Origin of the sequence: Salmonella sp. SJTUF15591 (assembly GCF_043356435.1) — a bacterium.
Lineage (GTDB): Bacteria > Pseudomonadota > Gammaproteobacteria > Enterobacterales > Enterobacteriaceae > Salmonella > Salmonella enterica.
In genome coordinates, this window is record NZ_JBEUJO010000001.1 from 299,488 (window position 1) to 315,976 (window position 16,489).

Annotated in this window: 16 protein-coding genes; 7 read left to right on the forward strand and 9 right to left on the reverse strand. The window is 52.4% G+C overall.

Annotated elements, in window-relative coordinates; translation table 11 throughout:
• Window positions 1-120: 120 nt before the first annotated feature.
• Window positions 121-1,410 carry a voltage-gated ClC-type chloride channel ClcB gene (gene clcB, locus ABVM99_RS01420; RefSeq protein WP_000554911.1) on the forward strand — a complete coding sequence of 430 codons (1,290 nt, stop codon included), beginning with the start codon at window positions 121-123 and terminating at the stop codon, window positions 1,408-1,410.
• On the opposite strand, the gene bioD is transcribed toward clcB, so the two are convergent.
• From bioD to ABVM99_RS01435, 3 genes are all read right to left on the reverse strand, one after another.
• Window positions 1,366-2,061, reverse strand: a complete 696-nt coding sequence (gene bioD / locus ABVM99_RS01425) for a dethiobiotin synthase (protein WP_023195782.1) — start codon at window positions 2,059-2,061, stop codon at window positions 1,366-1,368. The genes clcB and bioD overlap by 45 nt on opposite strands.
• A gap of 125 nt (window positions 2,062-2,186) precedes the next feature.
• Complete coding sequence (gene mlc / locus ABVM99_RS01430; protein WP_000225094.1) at window positions 2,187-3,407, reverse strand: sugar metabolism global transcriptional regulator Mlc; 1,221 nt, start codon at window positions 3,405-3,407, stop codon at window positions 2,187-2,189.
• A gap of 127 nt (window positions 3,408-3,534) precedes the next feature.
• Window positions 3,535-4,434 (reverse strand): LysR family transcriptional regulator, encoded by a 900-nt coding sequence (locus ABVM99_RS01435; protein WP_001019577.1) that lies wholly within the window; start codon window positions 4,432-4,434, stop codon window positions 3,535-3,537.
• 119 nt (window positions 4,435-4,553) lie between these two features.
• Between ABVM99_RS01435 and ABVM99_RS01440 the strand changes: the two genes are divergently transcribed.
• A complete protein-coding gene (locus ABVM99_RS01440) occupies window positions 4,554-5,807 on the forward strand; it encodes an MFS transporter (RefSeq protein ID WP_000091796.1) in 1,254 nt (417 codons plus the stop codon).
• Between the two features lie 66 nt (window positions 5,808-5,873).
• Here the strand turns inward: ABVM99_RS01440 and ABVM99_RS01445 are convergent, their stop codons facing one another.
• On the reverse strand, window positions 5,874-5,966 hold the full coding sequence (locus tag ABVM99_RS01445) for a KPN_01571 family protein (RefSeq protein ID WP_001068154.1): 93 nt from the start codon (window positions 5,964-5,966) through the stop codon (window positions 5,874-5,876).
• A gap of 235 nt (window positions 5,967-6,201) precedes the next feature.
• On the opposite strand from ABVM99_RS01445, the gene asr reads away from it, so the two are divergent.
• Both asr and ABVM99_RS01455 read left to right on the forward strand, forming a co-directional pair.
• Window positions 6,202-6,453, forward strand: coding sequence for an acid resistance repetitive basic protein Asr (gene asr, locus ABVM99_RS01450; protein WP_023193189.1), 252 nt, complete (start codon window positions 6,202-6,204; stop codon window positions 6,451-6,453).
• Between the two features lie 268 nt (window positions 6,454-6,721).
• A complete protein-coding gene (locus tag ABVM99_RS01455) occupies window positions 6,722-7,543 on the forward strand; it encodes a serine protease (RefSeq protein ID WP_000549649.1) in 822 nt (273 codons plus the stop codon).
• Window positions 7,544-7,582: 39 nt separating this feature from the next.
• Here ABVM99_RS01455 and mdtI read toward each other — a convergent pair whose 3' ends face one another.
• Both mdtI and mdtJ read right to left on the reverse strand, forming a co-directional pair.
• The gene (gene mdtI, locus ABVM99_RS01460) at window positions 7,583-7,912 is read right to left on the reverse strand and encodes a multidrug/spermidine efflux SMR transporter subunit MdtI (RefSeq protein ID WP_001183821.1); all 330 of its coding nucleotides are present in this window, start codon (window positions 7,910-7,912) and stop codon (window positions 7,583-7,585) included.
• On the reverse strand, window positions 7,899-8,261 hold the full coding sequence (gene mdtJ / locus ABVM99_RS01465; protein ID WP_000500277.1) for a multidrug/spermidine efflux SMR transporter subunit MdtJ: 363 nt from the start codon (window positions 8,259-8,261) through the stop codon (window positions 7,899-7,901). The genes mdtI and mdtJ overlap by 14 nt, the downstream gene beginning before the upstream one ends.
• Before the next feature lie 417 nt (window positions 8,262-8,678).
• Here mdtJ and ABVM99_RS01470 point away from each other — a divergent pair, with 417 nt between their 5' ends.
• Window positions 8,679-9,713 (forward strand): AI-2E family transporter, encoded by a 1,035-nt coding sequence (locus tag ABVM99_RS01470; protein ID WP_001118268.1) that lies wholly within the window; start codon window positions 8,679-8,681, stop codon window positions 9,711-9,713.
• Window positions 9,714-9,887: 174 nt separating this feature from the next.
• Here ABVM99_RS01470 and pntB read toward each other — a convergent pair whose 3' ends face one another.
• Window positions 9,888-11,276 carry a Re/Si-specific NAD(P)(+) transhydrogenase subunit beta gene (gene pntB, locus ABVM99_RS01475; RefSeq protein WP_000014056.1) on the reverse strand — a complete coding sequence of 463 codons (1,389 nt, stop codon included), beginning with the start codon at window positions 11,274-11,276 and terminating at the stop codon, window positions 9,888-9,890.
• Between the two features lie 10 nt (window positions 11,277-11,286).
• Complete coding sequence (gene pntA, locus ABVM99_RS01480) at window positions 11,287-12,816, reverse strand: Re/Si-specific NAD(P)(+) transhydrogenase subunit alpha (protein WP_001219355.1); 1,530 nt, start codon at window positions 12,814-12,816, stop codon at window positions 11,287-11,289.
• A gap of 526 nt (window positions 12,817-13,342) precedes the next feature.
• Here pntA and ydgH point away from each other — a divergent pair.
• Entirely contained in the window at window positions 13,343-14,287 is a 945-nt protein-coding gene (gene ydgH / locus ABVM99_RS01485) for a DUF1471 family protein YdgH (RefSeq protein ID WP_000769294.1), read from the forward strand.
• Window positions 14,288-14,585: 298 nt separating this feature from the next.
• A complete protein-coding gene (locus ABVM99_RS01490) occupies window positions 14,586-15,968 on the forward strand; it encodes an amino acid permease (protein WP_000412353.1) in 1,383 nt (460 codons plus the stop codon).
• Window positions 15,969-16,029: 61 nt separating this feature from the next.
• Here the strand turns inward: ABVM99_RS01490 and ABVM99_RS01495 are convergent, their stop codons facing one another.
• Entirely contained in the window at window positions 16,030-16,365 is a 336-nt protein-coding gene (locus ABVM99_RS01495; protein ID WP_000524877.1) for a GlpM family protein, read from the reverse strand.
• Between the last annotated feature and the right edge of the window lie 124 nt (window positions 16,366-16,489).

Below are 16,489 nucleotides of genomic sequence, written 5' to 3' on the forward strand. Positions count from 1 at the left end.
GCCTCTCGCTATCCGGCAATATCATTATTGTACGCAATATTATATCGCACATAGTGCTTTTGCGTCTGACGCCATTTCCCCGCAGAATAGGCTATCCTGAAACTCCCTGTTTACCCGCTCATGCATCGTTTACACGCTTACCCGGATCTGCGCGCGATGTTTCGTCGCCTGCTGATCGCTACGCTCATCGGTATTCTCGCGGCGCTGGCTGTCGCCGCCTTCCGTCATGCGATGCAATTGCTGGAGTGGATTTTCCTGAGTAATGACACCGGCAGTCTGGTGAATGCGGCTGAGGGGCTTTCGCCCTGGCGACGGCTGATTACGCCAGCGCTTGGCGGCCTGGCCGCTGGTCTGTTGCTGTGGGGGTGGCAAAAAATGAACCAACAGCGCCCCCATGCGCCCACTGACTATATGGAAGCATTGCAAACCGACGGGCAATTTGACGTTGGCGCCAGTCTGGTGAAATCGCTGGCCTCGCTGCTGGTCGTGGTCAGCGGCAGCGCAATTGGTCGCGAAGGCGCAATGATCCTCCTCGCCGCGCTGGCGGCATCCAGCTTTGCCCGACGCTTCACGCCGCGTGAGGAATGGAAATTATGGATCGCCAGCGGCGCCGCTGCGGGCATGGCGGGCGCTTACCATGCGCCGCTGGCGGGCAGCCTGTTTATCGCGGAGATCCTGTTCGGTACCTTAATGCTGGCTTCCCTCGGCCCGGTTGTCGTTTCCGCCGTCGTCGCCCTGCTAACCACCCATGTATTAAACGGTAGCGATTCACTACTCTATACCGTACATCTGACCGTTGATCTCCACGCGCGGGAGTACGTCATGATAGTCAGTACCGGCCTGGTCGCCGGTCTGTGCGGTCCGTTGCTGATGTGGCTGATGACGGCCAGCCATAATAGTTTCTTACGCTTAAAATTGTCCCCGCCCTGGCAACTGGCGCTGGGCGGGCTTATTGTCGGATTACTGTCGTTACTCACGCCCACGGTATGGGGAAACGGCTATAGCGTCGTACAATCATTTTTGCTCTCTCCGCCGCTATTCTCGCTGATTGGCGGAATTTTTGTGTGCAAAATCCTGGCGGTGCTCGCCAGCAGCGGGTCTGGCGCGCCGGGCGGCGTCTTTACGCCAACATTATTTGTCGGATTATCAATTGGAATGTTTCTGGGTCGGATATGGGGATTCTGGCTGCCAGGCTCGGATGAAATAGCAATTTTATTGGGGCTGGCGGGTATGGCGACGCTACTGGCGGCGACAACCCATGCGCCGATAATGTCCACCCTGATGATTTGTGAAATGACCGGCGAGTATCAGTTACTCCCCGGTCTGCTGATTGCCTGTGTAGTCGCGTCAGTGCTCTCGCGAACGTTACGCCATGATTCTATCTACCGCCAGCACGCTGCCGAGCATTGACAAACGAATATACTGCCCCAGCTCACGCTGCTCGGCGCGCGGCAGGTACGGTAACTCGCCAATCAGCGGCGCTGGCAGTTTTTTCCCAAGCACATCAATAATTTCAGCATAATGCGCCAGGCCAGGATTGATACGATTCGCCACCCAGCCAATTAATGGCAGTCCATCGTTAGCGACAGCTTGCGCAGTCAGTAGCGCATGATTAATGCACCCCTCCTGAATCCCTACCACCATCAATACCGGTAACTGTTCCTGTACCACCCATTCGGACAATGGACGTAAATCATTCATCAAACTACGCCAGCCGCCAGTGCCCTCCACAACCACGTGGTCCACTTTATCGCTCAGGTTCGCCAGACCGTTGGACAGCAAGGTGTAATTTATAGGACAGCTATGCGCGACGCTGCTTTCTTCTTCGCTTAACGCGATTGGATTAATCGCCTCATACGGCAACTCCAGCGAAGAGACGCTTTGCAATACCAGCGCATCTTTGTTGCGCATCCCTTCTGCAGTCTCTTTGCTCCCTTTAGCGACAGGTTTATACCCTGCAACGCTCTTACCACCCGACGCTAACGCTTGTAGTAATGCGCGGGAAACCACCGTCTTCCCAACAGAAGTGTCTGTACCTGTAATAAAGAAACGCTTCAGCATCACTAACTCCACCGTTATGCTTCGAAAATATAAGCCAGGAAAATAATACAGTGGAGAAAGTCTAAGATATGGCAAGGGCAATCAGCTTGAGTTAGCGCAAATTTTTGTACAACAGTTAAAAAATGTTAACCCTGTAATAGACGAATCAACAAAGAGCCGTTATACATCGCGTCTTTTACCAACGCCGCCCCGGCCATCGTGCCCTGGTTGGTAAACTGCGTGCTTTCCACTACCGTATTCCTACTGTAGGCGGGCAGCGCCTGCTGACGGATACTGTCAGCAATGGCCGGAAAAAGGATATCAGCCGCTTTACTTAGCGGCGAACCAATAAGAATTTTTTGCGGATTAAATAAATTCACCATGATAGCCAGAATGCGTCCGACATGCGCGCCAACGCCGCTAATAATATCTTTTGCTAATAGATCTCCCTGCATCGCCGCCTGACACAGTGAATCTACCGTTAACGGCTGGCCGTGCAACATTGAACTCATCGACTGATTAAGCCGAAGCTGCGTAAGTTCCAGCACGCTATCGACGCTGGCGATGGTCTCCAGACAGCCATGATTACCGCAATAACAGCGCTTACCATAAGGATCGACCTGGGTATGCCCAATCTCTACCAGACTGCTACTGCCCGCATGAAGCAAATGACCGTCGGTGATAACGCCCGCCCCCACATTATGATCAATCACCACCTGGATAACGTCGCGCGCGCCGCGTGAGGCGCCAAAAAGCGCCTCTGCCATCGTCCAGGCACTAATATCATGCTGAATGTAAACCGGTACGCCGGTGTGCCGCTCCAGCGCATCTCCCAAAGGCATCTCTTTGACATCTTCATAATACGGCATCCGGTGCACAACGCCGTTTTCGGTATCGATAATGCCCGGTAACGTAATGGCAATGGAGGTCAGACGCTCCAGTTTCTGCTGATGGCGGGTAAAAAACCGATCAACGTGCGTAATAATTCGCTCAAGCAACGGCGTGGCTTCGGTTAACGGCAGCGGCAGACACTCTTCTACCACCAGTTTGCTGCTAAGATCGCGCAGCGCAAGGAAAATTTCGCCACGGCTAATACGAATAGATAAATAGTGCCAGGCTTCCGTTTCCACCATCAGCCCGACGGCGGGACGTCCGCGACTGCCCGCCTCTTTAATTTCAAGTTCCTGAACCAAATGCGCTTCCAGCATTTCGCGAACAATTTTCGTAATACTGGCAGGCGCCAACTGCGCCAGACGAGACAGGTCAATTCGCGATACCGGTCCGAGCTGATCAATCAGGCGATACACTGCGCCAGCATTGGTCTGCTTAATTTGATCGATATGCCCAGGCTGACTATCAGCAACCACCGCTCACTCCCTTTATTTTCGCGCTCCGAAATAATCTGTGTGCTATGGTGAAACACTTCAATACTCGCCGTCAACTTTTTGCTTAGCCGTGTGATTAACTGCACATTTTCACCCTTTTTAAGCGTAATTAATCCCGTCGGGCAGCCAGTAATAGCAGTTGGCAAAACCGCTGTACGGCATGACTCTGTTCATGATGCTTTGGCCATACCAGCCACATTTCAGATACGGCGTCCTCTTCCGCCAGGGGAACCCAGCGCATCTCGCTCATCTGTACACGCTTAAAGGATGCCGGCAGAATCGAGACACCCAGCCCCGCCGCCACCAGACCGATAATGGTCATTGCCTCGCCAACCTCCTGCGTGATGGTCGGCGACAGGTTATAGCGCCGCATCAGGCCGAGAATATCGTCGTAGAGGCCCGTCCCGACATGTGGATCGAAAAAGACGAAAGGTTCTTCCGCCAGTTCTGTCAGACTGACGACCGGCTTTTGCGCCAGCCGATGTTCGCGCGGGATCATGGCCATAAGCGGCTCATGCAAAATTACCTCACGATTAAGTGTGTCGGGCAGCGGCGTATTCCGCAGTAAGCCAATATCCAGTACGCCTTCGTTGAGCGGCGCGATTTGCTCACGCGTATTCATTTCACGCGTTTGCATATGCACTCCCGGATAGGACTGGCGGAACAGCGAAAAGGTATGCGATACCGCCCGAATAAAAGGCGCTGAAGACGTAAAGCCAATACGGATTTCACCCGCTTCGCCCTGATGCAACCGCTCGGCGCGAGCGGCGGCGTCGTTTACCAGACTCAGGATGTGTCGGCTATCCACCAGAAACTGTCGCCCGGCGGCGGTTAACGCTACGCTGCGGTTGGTCCGCGCCAGTAATCGCGCGCCGACCTGCTGCTCCAGAATTTGTATCTGCTGACTCAACGGCGGCTGCGAGATATTGAGGCGCGCGGCGGCGCGACCAAAATGCAGCTCTTCTGCTACCGCCACAAAGTAACGTAAATGACGTAATTCGATATTCATATTTTTAACGTCTTATTTGAGACAATTAATATATTAGACAGAATATTTTGCTTTTTCTATGCTTTACATGTCGGTTATACCCGTCTCCTGTTGACGGAGATGTAAAGCAAGGATTTAACGTGAGTCGTACAACTATTCTCGATGACGCCACGGCGAGCGATATCGATGAACAACGCCATTCTCAGCCGGTTCAATTTATTAAACGCGGTACAGCGCCTTTCATGCGCGTCACGCTGGCTCTTTTTTCCGCGGGCCTGGCGACTTTCGCGCTCCTTTATTGCGTCCAGCCTATACTACCGGTACTTTCCCAGGAGTTTGGCGTCTCCCCCGCCAGCAGCAGCGTTTCACTTTCTATTTCTACCGCCATGCTGGCTATCGGCTTACTTTTTACCGGCCCGCTTTCTGATGCGATAGGCCGTAAACCGGTGATGGTCACCGCCTTGTTATTAGCCTCCTGCTGCACATTGTTATCAACCATGATGACCAGCTGGCATGGTATTCTGATTATGCGTGCGCTGATCGGTCTGTCGTTAAGCGGCGTCGCCGCGGTGGGAATGACCTACCTGAGTGAAGAAATCCATCCCAGCTTTGTCGCTTTCTCTATGGGACTCTATATTAGCGGTAATTCCATCGGCGGGATGAGCGGGCGTTTATTAAGCGGCGTCATGACCGACTTTTTTAACTGGCGCATCGCGCTGGCGGCCATCGGATGCTTTGCGCTGGCGTCCGCGCTGATGTTCTGGAAGATTTTACCCGCCTCGCAACATTTCCGTCCCACGTCGCTACGGCCTAAAACGCTATTTATTAATTTCCGTCTCCACTGGCGCGATCGGGGGCTACCTCTGCTGTTTGCGGAAGGTTTTTTACTGATGGGCGCGTTCGTCACCCTGTTTAACTACATTGGCTATCGCCTGATGCTCTCCCCCTGGGAATTAAGCCAGGCCGTGGTCGGACTGTTATCCGTAGCCTATCTCACCGGCACATGGAGCTCGCCGAAAGCTGGCGCAATGACCTCACGCTATGGCCGGGGGCCGGTGATGCTGTTCTCTACCGCAGTAATGCTGGGCGGGCTTTTACTGACGCTTTTTACCTCGCTTTGGCTGATTTTTGCCGGGATGCTGCTTTTTTCCGCCGGCTTTTTCGCCGCGCACTCCGTGGCCAGTAGTTGGATTGGCCCGCGTGCGCGCCGGGCGAAGGGACAGGCCTCGTCACTTTATCTTTTCAGCTACTATCTGGGGTCCAGTATCGCCGGGACGCTAGGCGGCGTATTCTGGCATAGTTACGGCTGGAACGGCGTAGGCGGTTTTATCGCGCTAATGCTGGTGCTGGCCATCCTGGTCGGGACGCGGTTACATCACCGTCTTCACGCCTGAAAAGAAATAATCCGGCGATAGCAACGTGCGCTATCGCCGGGCTGGTTTCACGCCACGACTCACTGTTCACCACAGACCTGTCAGGCTTGATACGCCCATAACTTCTCTGATTGCATCCAGCGCCAGAAGCGTAAATACCACCCAGATTATCGGATTCATATACGGTGTGCCTGTTATTCTGGAGGGCGGATATTACCGACTCTGCGGCCAAAAATAACGGCCGGTAACGTAAAGCTACCTATTATGGTGGGGGCTGACATCGCGTTACCGGGGGATTGTACATAGCGTTACATGCCGAAACCAATCACTCACGGAAGCCTTTTGATAACAGCGATATAGTCATTTCACCGGCCCCGCAGTGGGGTTGAATGAAAACCAAATCGAGGGTATCAAAATGAAAAAAGTATTAGCTCTGGTTGTTGCCGCTGCAATGGGTCTCTCTTCCGCAGCATTCGCGGCTGAGACTGCAACGCCTGCGAAAACCGCAACGCCTGCCAAAACAACCCAGAACACCCAGCACCACAAAAAACAGCATAAAAAAACCGTTGAGCAAAAAGCGCAGGCGGCTAAAAAACACCAGAAAAAAGATGGCAAAAAAGCCCCAGCCAAATCTGTGTCAAAAACAACTTCGCAGCCGGCTGCGTAAGTCGTAACATGCTGCGGCGCGCCCCCGCGCCCGTTTTTACGGCGCTAAATTGTTCTGGTTTAGCGCCGCCTTCCGGGAGGGCAAAAAAGTGTCTCGCTACCGCTTTGAGCTCATTCTTATCGTGCTTATTTTATGCGCCGTTATTGCCACGCATTTCTATCTTTCCTGAGTGTAGTTATCTGATTTTACTCCCACTTTCTTACCGTCACGTCTATAGTAGTACTGAGGGTTTGTTGTTAATAATCATAATTACCCACCAGAGTGTGATATGCATAAAACCATTGCTGTATTACTGGGCATAGTGTGTTTTTTACCGGTTATGGCGAAAGCCAGGGGGGCTGAAACAGACGCCACGGATGCCAGCGACGTCAAAACGCTTTTTTTTAACCATGACGATCGGGTGCCCGTCGCCGATCCTACCCAATCGCCGTGGGATGCCATCGGTCAACTAGAGACCGCCAGCGGTAATTTGTGTACGGCAACGCTTATCTCCCCGCATATCGCCCTGACAGCAGGTCACTGCCTGCTAACGCCACCGAAAGGAAAACCAGACAAGGCGGTTGCGCTGCGTTTTGTGGCGCGAAAAGGAGTATGGCGCTATGAAATCCACGGCATTGAAGGCCGCGTTGAACCGTCGCTGGGCCGACGTCTGAAAGCGGATGGCGATGGCTGGATTGTGCCGCCTGCCGCGGCAAGCTGGGATTTTGGTCTGGTAATATTGCGCTACCCACCTTCCGGTATCACGCCAGTGCCTTTATTTACCGGCGATAAAGCGGCGCTCACTGCGGCGTTGAAAGCCGCAGACCGAAAAGTCACGCAGTCCGGTTATCCGGAAGATCATCTGAATGCGCTCTATTCCCATCAGGATTGCGTCGTGACCGGCTGGGCGCAGAATGCCGTACTCTCACACCAGTGCGACACGTTACCTGGCGACAGCGGCTCGCCGTTATTATTGCACACGGATAGCGGATGGCAGCTCATTGGCGTACAAAGCTCCGCCCCTGCGGCTAAAGATCGCTGGCGCGCCGATAACCGCGCTATATCCGTCACCGGCTTTCGCGATAAGCTGAAAGCTCTGGCGCAGGATTAATGCGGGAATCGCTGCCTGAACCGACAGGCAGCGATCGTCTCAGGCAAATTTGATCATGACCATTCCGGCGAGCAGCAATATCACGCCAACCCAGCCTTTGGGGTTTAAGCGCTGGCCGAAGAGCACCCAGCCCGCCGCCAGCGTGGCGGCAATACCAAAACCGCCCCATAGCGCATACGCCACCGACAGGTCTATCCCTTTAACCGCCTGGGAAAGCGCGCTGAAGGCGGCCAGAACAGCGGCAAGCGATAAGATGCCATAGCATTTACGGCGAAAGCCGTCCGAAAATTTCAACAGTACGTTAGCCGCGATTTCCAGCATTATTGCCAGCCCAAGCCAGGCGCCGTGTATCCATTCAAATTGTTGCACGAGCCGCCTCCTTTACTGGTTTGCCGGGTTTACGCGTCCCTGATTTGATCAATACGATGCCGGCGACCAACGTCAGCAAGCCGGCAATCTTCATGGTTGATAATGCTTCATCAAATAGCAGCACGCTAAAAATGGTAATAAATAAAATGCCGATCCCTTCCCATAAGGCATACGCTACACCCAGGGCAATCTTTTTTACCGCAAAAGAAAGAAATATATATGACAGCGTGATCATCACCAGCATTAAAATAAAACCCGCATTGCCATTACCCACGCTAGCCCATTTCATTGAGAGCGTGCCGGTAATTTCAGTCGCGATAGCCAGAGCTAATAAAATCCAGTAAAACATGACACTTCTCCTGCATGAGAATATACTCTTTCGAGTCTGCTGCACGCAGCAAACTAAAAAATAAAATCAGTTAGCACAGCGCGTTGCGCCAGCTCAGGCAGAAGTGAGAGACTAAAGCGCGTTACGCCAGTGCTGCTCGCCGATAAGCAGGAAAAAGGAGGTAGAGTGAAGATGCGTTTGCGTGGAGAAAAAAGCGCTGAACATATTGTCCATAATATTACAATTATCCGCAGTGTTGCTTCTCGTCATCGCGGATGATAATTGTCCTCGGTAGTTGAACACGCCTGATTTGTATCATAAGCCAGGAATTAACTCAAAATATTTTCACTTCTTTACCTGAAGTGTTTGATTTTAACCAGAACAGGTCGACCGACATCACATTATTATTCGAGTCGGCATCAGAAAACAGGGACTGATATGGCAAAACCGATCATCACGCTCAATGGTCTAAAAATCGTCATTATGCTGGGAATGCTGGTAGTTATTCTGAGCGGTATCCGCTTCGCCGCAGATATCATTGTTCCCTTTATTTTGGCGTTATTTATTGCAGTCGTTCTCAATCCCGTTGTGCAACGGATGACCCGATGCCGAATTCCGCGCGTTATCGCCGTATCATTGCTCATTGTGATTATTGTTATGTTAATGGTACTGCTACTGGCCTATTTGGGAACATCATTAAATGAACTGGCTCGTACCCTACCACAATATCGCTCCTCATTGGTGATACCGTTGCAACGTATCGAACCGTGGTTGCAGCGAGCTGGCATTGGCGTGTCGGTTGATGAGCTGGCGAAATATATCGATCCAAACGCCGCCATGACTCTGGTAACGAACCTGCTCACCCAGCTGTCCAATGCCATGTCGTCCATCTTTTTATTGTTATTGACCGTGGTATTTATGCTGCTGGAGGTTCCACAATTGCCTGAAAAACTGCAGCAGATGATGAGCCGTCCGGTGGAAGGCATGGCGGCAATTCAACGCGCGCTTGATAGCGTTTCCCATTATCTGGTGTTAAAAACAGCGATCAGTATCGTGACGGGACTGGTCGCATGGGGAATGCTGGCCGCGCTGGATGTCCGCTTCGCCTTTGTCTGGGGACTACTGGCCTTCGCGCTGAACTATATTCCTAATATTGGATCGGTGCTCGCTGCCCTGCCGCCCATTATTCAGGTGCTGGTATTTAACGGGTTTTATGATGCGCTGCTGGTGCTGGCAGGCTATCTGCTGATTAATCTGGTCTTCGGCAATATCCTTGAGCCACGAATCATGGGACGTGGTTTAGGCCTTTCAACCTTAGTGGTATTTTTGTCGTTAATTTTCTGGGGCTGGCTATTAGGTCCGGTGGGCATGTTGCTCTCCGTTCCGTTAACCATCATTGTCAAAATCGCCCTCGAACAGACCACCGGCGGGCAGAGTATCGCCGTTCTGCTTAGCGATTTAAACAAAAGATAAAATGCAATACATACACAAAATCATTCAAGGTGCATCGCGGCGGCAAGGGAAGAAATCCCCGGGAGCATAGATAACTATGTGACCGGGGGTTCTGAGCGCAGCCAACAAAGAGGCAGCTTAAAGGATGAAGTGTATAAAAACGGCCTCCGAAGAGGCCGCCGCACGTTTAAAAGATTAAAGCGCTTTCAGAATTGCATCCACGCTGGCTTTTGCATCGCCAAACAGCATTTGCGTATTCTCTTTAAAGAACAGCGGGTTCTGCACACCAGCATAACCGGTATTCATTGAACGCTTAAAGACCACGACATTCTGTGCTTTCCACACTTCGAGAACCGGCATACCGGCGATCGGGCTGCGGGGATCGTCTTGCGCCGCCGGGTTCACCGTATCGTTCGCGCCAATCACCAGCACGGTATCGGTATCGGCGAAATCATCATTGATCTCGTCCATCTCCAGCACGATGTCATAAGGCACTTTCGCCTCCGCCAACAGCACGTTCATATGACCGGGCAAACGCCCTGCCACCGGATGAATGCCGAAACGCACGTTGATACCGCGCGCACGCAGTTTTTCGGTGATTTCCGCCACCGGATACTGCGCCTGCGCCACCGCCATCCCGTACCCCGGCGTAATAATGACGGAGTGGGAGTTTTTCAGCATCTCAGCGGTCTCTTCCGCTGTGATTTCGCGATGTTCGCCAGCTTCCTGATCGTCGCCTGTTGAGGAGCCGTCAGTACCGAACCCACCGGCAATAACGCTGATGAAAGAGCGGTTCATCGCTTTACACATAATGTAAGACAGGATCGCGCCTGACGAACCGACCAGCGCGCCGGTCACAATCAGCAAATCGTTGCTCAACATGAAGCCAGCCGCCGCGGCAGCCCAACCGGAATAGGAGTTCAGCATTGAAACAACCACCGGCATGTCCGCCCCGCCGATAGAAGCGACCAGATGCCAACCAAACGCCAGCGCGATAATGGTCATCAGCAGTAGCGCCAGTACCTGTAGACCCACGCTTTCGGTACGAACAAAAACCAGCAGCAACAGGAAAGAAACAACCAGCGCCGCCAGGTTCATTTTGTGACGGTTAGGCAACATCAACGGCTTAGAAGAGATTTTGCCGCGCAGTTTACCAAACGCTACGATCGATCCAGTGAAAGTGACTGCGCCAATAAAGATACCGAGGAAGACTTCGGTCAGATGGATATTCACCAGCACCGGCGCCAGACTGGCGTCATGGTACAGATAGCTGTTAAAACCAACCAGTACCGCTGCCAGGCCCACGAAACTGTGCAGAATCGCGACCAGCTCCGGCATCTCGGTCATCTCAACTTTTTTCGCCATGCGGATGCCAATCGCGCCGCCAATAATCATGGCGACCAGAATCCATGCCACATTGCCGGTATCCGGCCCGAAAATGGTCGCCAGCAACGCGATCGCCATCCCGGCAATACCGAAGTTATTCCCCTGGCGGGACGTTTCATGCTTTGAAAGCCCGGCAAGACTGAAAATAAACAGGATCGCGGCAACAATGTATGCAGCTGTAACTAATCCTCCAGACATGTGTTACCCCTTAGTTTTTCCGGAACATTTTCAGCATACGCTGAGTCACGGTGAAGCCACCGAAAATATTAATGCTGGCGATAAGCACCGCGATAAAGCTCAGGAAGCTGACCCAGCCGCCCTGACCAATTTGCAATAATGCCCCGACAACAATAATCCCTGAAATTGCGTTGGTCACCGACATTAATGGCGTATGAAGCGCATGAGACACGTTCCACACCACGTAATAACCAACCACGCAGGCGAGCGCAAACACGGTAAAATGGCCGAGGAACTCTTTTGGCGCGACATCGGCCAGCCAGCCAAAAAGAATGATCGCCAGCGCCATTAACGCATACTTCCGCCAGGGTGAAGTGGGCTTTTCCGGCTCTTTTGGCGCAGGTGCTGCTTTAGGCGCGGCCTGTGGCTGCGCGGAAACCTGGATTGGCGGCGCAGGCCAGGTAATGTCGCCGTCGCGAATCACCGTCACGCCACGGATCACGACATCGTCAAAATCCACGTCAATATTGCCGTCTTTCTCTTTGCACAGCAGCTTCAGCAGGTTAACCAGGTTGGTGCCATAAAGCTGGGATGACTGCGTCGGCAAACGCCCCGGTAGATCGGTGTAGCCAATCACTTTTACGCCATTGTCCGTCGTCACAACCTGATTGGCGACGGTATATTCACAGTTACCGCCATTCTGCGCGGCCAGGTCGACAATCACGCTGCCAGCCTTCATAGAATCGACCATATCGCGGGTAATCAGCTTCGGCGCAGGTTTGCCCGGAATCAACGCGGTGGTAACAATGATATCGACTTCTTTGGCTTGGGCGGCAAAGAGCGCCATTTCCGCTTTGATAAACGCCTCGGACATCACTTTGGCGTAACCATCGCCGCTACCGGCTTCCTCTTTAAAATCCAGTTCGAGGAACTCAGCCCCCATACTCTGGACCTGCTCTTTGACTTCAGGACGAGTGTCAAACGCGCGGACAATCGCCCCCAGGCTGTTTGCCGCGCCGATAGCCGCAAGACCGGCAACGCCCGCGCCAATCACCATCACCTTCGCCGGCGGCACTTTCCCGGCGGCGGTGATTTGGCCGGTAAAGAAGCGCCCAAATTCATGCGCGGCCTCTACAATGGCGCGATAACCCGCGATATTCGCCATTGAGCTTAACGCGTCGAGCGACTGCGCGCGGGAAATACGCGGCACGGAGTCCATCGCCATCACCGTAACCTTACGTTCGGCAAGTTTCTCCATTAACCCAGGATTTTGCGCAGGCCAGATAAAACTGACCAGCGTAGTTCCGGGGTTCAGTAAAGCGATTTCATCTTCTTCAGGCGCATTAACCTTGAGAATAATTTCCGACTGCCAGATAGCATTGCCGTCTACAATATCCGCGCCAGCCTGCGCAAACGCTTTGTCGTCAAAACTTGCCAGTTGACCCGCCCCGCTTTCGATAGCGACGCTAAACCCCAGCTTCAGTAGCTGCTCTACCGTTTTCGGCGTCGCAGCGACACGGGTTTCATTGGGTAACCGCTCTTTTGGTATGCCAATTCGCATAAATGTTCCCTTCCATCGGTATTTTTGATGATGGTTTGTCAGTAAGCGCGAGAAGCGTACGCCTGCCCGCGTTTGAGGTAAATGTTACCCCAGCAGAATAAAACCGTTACAAACTCTCTATAACCTACTGAAAATAACGCCTGTGATCTAGCGCCAAAAAACAGAATTTTTTATCAAATTTGCAAAACATGAACGATTCAGCCACTAAGCAGCCATAATGCCTTGAAAATGGCCTGCGAGGGCTGATAATTCGCTCAAATTTGACAGCAAAACATCATTAAACCCCTGCCGGGATCAAGAAATTAACATTAAATTAACTTATTAAATTTATGCGCTTCATTAGCTTAGCCGCCCGGACGCCGTTTTTTTCGACATATCGGTAAATGTTATCATCAAAGATAGGATACATGACACGATGCGTGAAAAATCCCGCAGACATCCATATGGTTTAAATGCAATAATCAGCCACGTTTCTAGTCAATAACAATACCAGTACCTGGTTTGCGCAAGGCGAAGGATTATTTTTATGAAGCTTAAGAACACTCTCCTGGCGTCGGCTCTGCTTTCTGCGGCTGCTTTTTCTGTCCATGCAGCAACAGAACTGACGCCGGAGCAAGCGGCTGCACTAAAACCTTATGACCGCATCGTTATTACCGGTCGTTTTAATGCTATTGGCGATGCGGTCTCCGCCGTGTCCCGCCGCGCAGATAAAGAAGGCGCAGCCTCCTTCTATGTTGTCGACACCTCGGAGTTCGGCAATAGTGGTAACTGGCGTGTTGTGGCGGACGTGTATAAAGCCGACGCGCCGAAAGCCGACGCGCCCAAAAATCGTGTCATTAATGGCATCGTGGAATTACCGAAAGACCAGGCCGTACAATTAGAACCGTATGACACCGTCACCGTTCAGGGCTTCTACCGTAGCCAGCCGGAAGTTAACGATGCCATTACGAAAGCGGCGAAACAAAAAGGCGCATACGCTTTCTATATTGTTCGTCAGATAGATGCGAATCAGGGCGGAAACCAGCGCATCACTGCATTTATCTATAAACAAGATGCGAAAAAACGCATCGTCCAGAGCCCGGACGCTATTCCGGCAGACTCTGAAGCTGGCCGCGCCGCGCTGGCTCAGGGCGGCGAAGCTGCGAAGAAAGTCGAAATTCCAGGCGTCGCCACGTCAGCCTCGCCGAGCGCCGAAGTAGGCCGTTTCTTCGAAACGCAATCCTCCAAAGGCGGACGTTACACTGTCACACTTCCGGATGGCACAAAAGTTGAGGAGCTGAATAAAGCGACGGCTGCGATGATGGTGCCTTTCGACAGCGTTAAGTTCACCGGCAACTACGGCAATATGACAGAAATCTCCTATCAGGTCGCCAAACGCGCGGCGAAGAAAGGCGCTAAGTATTATCATATTACGCGTCAGTGGCAGGAGCGCGGCAATAACATCACCATCAGCGCCGACCTCTATAAATAAGGCGCGCGTCGCCATCAGGCTTTCTCGCCGGATGGCGGCATAACTGCCTTATCAGGCCTACACAATCGTTCAACGGCAGGCCTGATAAGCCGCCATCCGGCACTTTCTCGCGGGATGCCAGTTCCGTCAAATATCGCGATGAATCTCACTTTTCGCTTTTTTGGCGATAAATCTTATCCAGGCCGTTGCATGCGGTCCCTTCTCTCCGTAAAATCCCGCGCCTTAGTGGCTTTCACCATTTTTATGCGTTTTGCCATAATAATTATTCTTCCAATTTCATTTTTATAGCTGGATACCAATGGAAAAAAAACTGGGACTGAGCGCGCTGACCGCGCTGGTTTTAAGCTCAATGCTTGGCGCAGGTGTTTTCAGTCTGCCCCAGAATATGGCCGCCGTTGCCAGTCCGGCTGCGTTGTTAATTGGCTGGGCCATTACCGGCGTGGGGATACTCTTACTGGCATTCGCCATGTTAATCCTTACACGCATTCGCTCCGAGCTTGACGGCGGTATCTTTACTTACGCCCGCGAAGGCTTCGGCGAACTGATTGGCTTTTGTTCTGCCTGGGGCTATTGGCTGTGCGCGGTCATCGCCAACGTATCCTATTTGGTTATCGTTTTTTCAGCGCTGAGTTTCTTTACCGATACGCCTGCCCTGCGTCTGTTTGGCGACGGTAATACCTGGCAGGCTATTGTCGGCGCTTCAGTCCTGCTCTGGATTGTCCATTTCCTCATCCTGCGCGGCGTACAAACGGCAGCCAGCATCAATCTGGTCGCGACTCTGGCGAAACTGTTGCCGCTCGGCGCGTTTATTGTGCTGGCTATCATGATGTTCAAACTGGATACCTTCACACTGGACTTCACCGGTGTTGAACTCGGTATTCCCGTATGGGAACAGGTCAAGAACACCATGCTTATTACGCTGTGGGTGTTTATTGGCGTTGAAGGCGCCGTCGTCGTCTCGGCCCGAGCGAAAAATAAACGCGATGTAGGCCGCGCCACGCTACTGGCAGTACTCGCAGCGCTGGGAATATATCTCCTGGTCACGCTGCTTTCTCTTGGCGTTCTTGCGCGTCCGGAACTGGCGGAGATGCGCAACCCGTCGATGGCCGGTCTGATGGTGAAAATGATGGGGCCGTGGGGAGAAATTATTATTGCAGCGGGACTGATTGTGTCTGTCTGCGGGGCTTATCTAAGCTGGACTATTATGGCGGCGGAGGTGCCATTTCTGGCGGCAGCCTATAAATCCTTCCCGGGCATCTTCGCGCGACAAAATGCGCAAGGCGCGCCTTCTGCGTCGTTATGGCTCACCAATATCTGTGTGCAAATCTGTCTGGTGCTGATCTGGCTTACCGGTTCAGACTACAACACGCTATTGACGATTGCGTCAGAAATGATTCTGGTGCCCTACTTTCTGGTCGGCGCATTTCTGCTGAAGATTGCAACGCGTCCCCTCCATCGGGCGGTCGGTATCGGAGCCTGTATTTATGGCTTATGGTTGTTATACGCGTCGGGTCCCATGCACCTGCTGCTGTCCGTCGTGCTGTACGCGCCTGGATTACTGGTTTTCCTGTATGCGCGTCGGACGCACAAGCATGACAACGTATTAAATCGTCAGGAAGTCGTGCTGATTGGTTTATTGCTGGTCGCGGCGGTTCCGGCTACGTGGATGCTGGTGGGTTAACAACCTCCCCATCGTAATATCCGTCTGTATTACGATGGGGAAACCACGGTCTTTGCCAATATTAATGCCATTTAATCCAGCAAAAAATCAGCAGCCACGCGCTTAGCCCCCAGCAGACCACCGCACCGCCAAGCGCGACGGGCAGGCGCATCACGCCGCTGAAATACCATAGCGTTGCAAGATAAATGAAATAAGGAATGATCGACCACATGCTAAAGACGATGGTGGTACGCATCGCGTCGATGCCCCGCTCGCTGGCCACGATATAGTGCGCGATAAGCGCAAACGTTGGAAACAGAGGAATTAATCCGGCGATATAATAATTTTTCGTTTTTGACAGCAGACCAATCAATACGACGACCAGCGCCCCCAGGGCAGCTTTAATCACGAGTCCCATTACCTTGCCTTAACATGCTAATAACAACAGCGTGTAGCATAACGGAACCGCTCTCGTTTAGAAAAGATTTATGGAAGGGAAAACAGAGGCGGTGTATGTTGGCGTTTTCTATTCTCCATTTATA

What these genes read in the sequence shown, in the direction of transcription:
- clcB (WP_000554911.1), top strand. Translation starts at nt 121, where the DNA reads ATGCATCGTTTACACGCTTACCCGGATCTGCGCGCGATGTTTCGTCGC.
- bioD (WP_023195782.1), bottom strand. Translation starts at nt 2,061, where the DNA reads ATGCTGAAGCGTTTCTTTATTACAGGTACAGACACTTCTGTTGGGAAG.
- ABVM99_RS01435 (WP_001019577.1), bottom strand. Translation starts at nt 4,434, where the DNA reads ATGAATATCGAATTACGTCATTTACGTTACTTTGTGGCGGTAGCAGAA.
- ABVM99_RS01445 (WP_001068154.1), bottom strand. Translation starts at nt 5,966, where the DNA reads ATGAATCCGATAATCTGGGTGGTATTTACGCTTCTGGCGCTGGATGCA.
- asr (WP_023193189.1), top strand. Translation starts at nt 6,202, where the DNA reads ATGAAAAAAGTATTAGCTCTGGTTGTTGCCGCTGCAATGGGTCTCTCT.
- ABVM99_RS01455 (WP_000549649.1), top strand. Translation starts at nt 6,722, where the DNA reads ATGCATAAAACCATTGCTGTATTACTGGGCATAGTGTGTTTTTTACCG.
- mdtJ (WP_000500277.1), bottom strand. Translation starts at nt 8,261, where the DNA reads ATGTTTTACTGGATTTTATTAGCTCTGGCTATCGCGACTGAAATTACC.
- ABVM99_RS01470 (WP_001118268.1), top strand. Translation starts at nt 8,679, where the DNA reads ATGGCAAAACCGATCATCACGCTCAATGGTCTAAAAATCGTCATTATG.
- pntB (WP_000014056.1), bottom strand. Translation starts at nt 11,276, where the DNA reads ATGTCTGGAGGATTAGTTACAGCTGCATACATTGTTGCCGCGATCCTG.
- pntA (WP_001219355.1), bottom strand. Translation starts at nt 12,816, where the DNA reads ATGCGAATTGGCATACCAAAAGAGCGGTTACCCAATGAAACCCGTGTC.
- ydgH (WP_000769294.1), top strand. Translation starts at nt 13,343, where the DNA reads ATGAAGCTTAAGAACACTCTCCTGGCGTCGGCTCTGCTTTCTGCGGCT.
- ABVM99_RS01490 (WP_000412353.1), top strand. Translation starts at nt 14,586, where the DNA reads ATGGAAAAAAAACTGGGACTGAGCGCGCTGACCGCGCTGGTTTTAAGC.
- ABVM99_RS01495 (WP_000524877.1), bottom strand. Translation starts at nt 16,365, where the DNA reads ATGGGACTCGTGATTAAAGCTGCCCTGGGGGCGCTGGTCGTCGTATTG.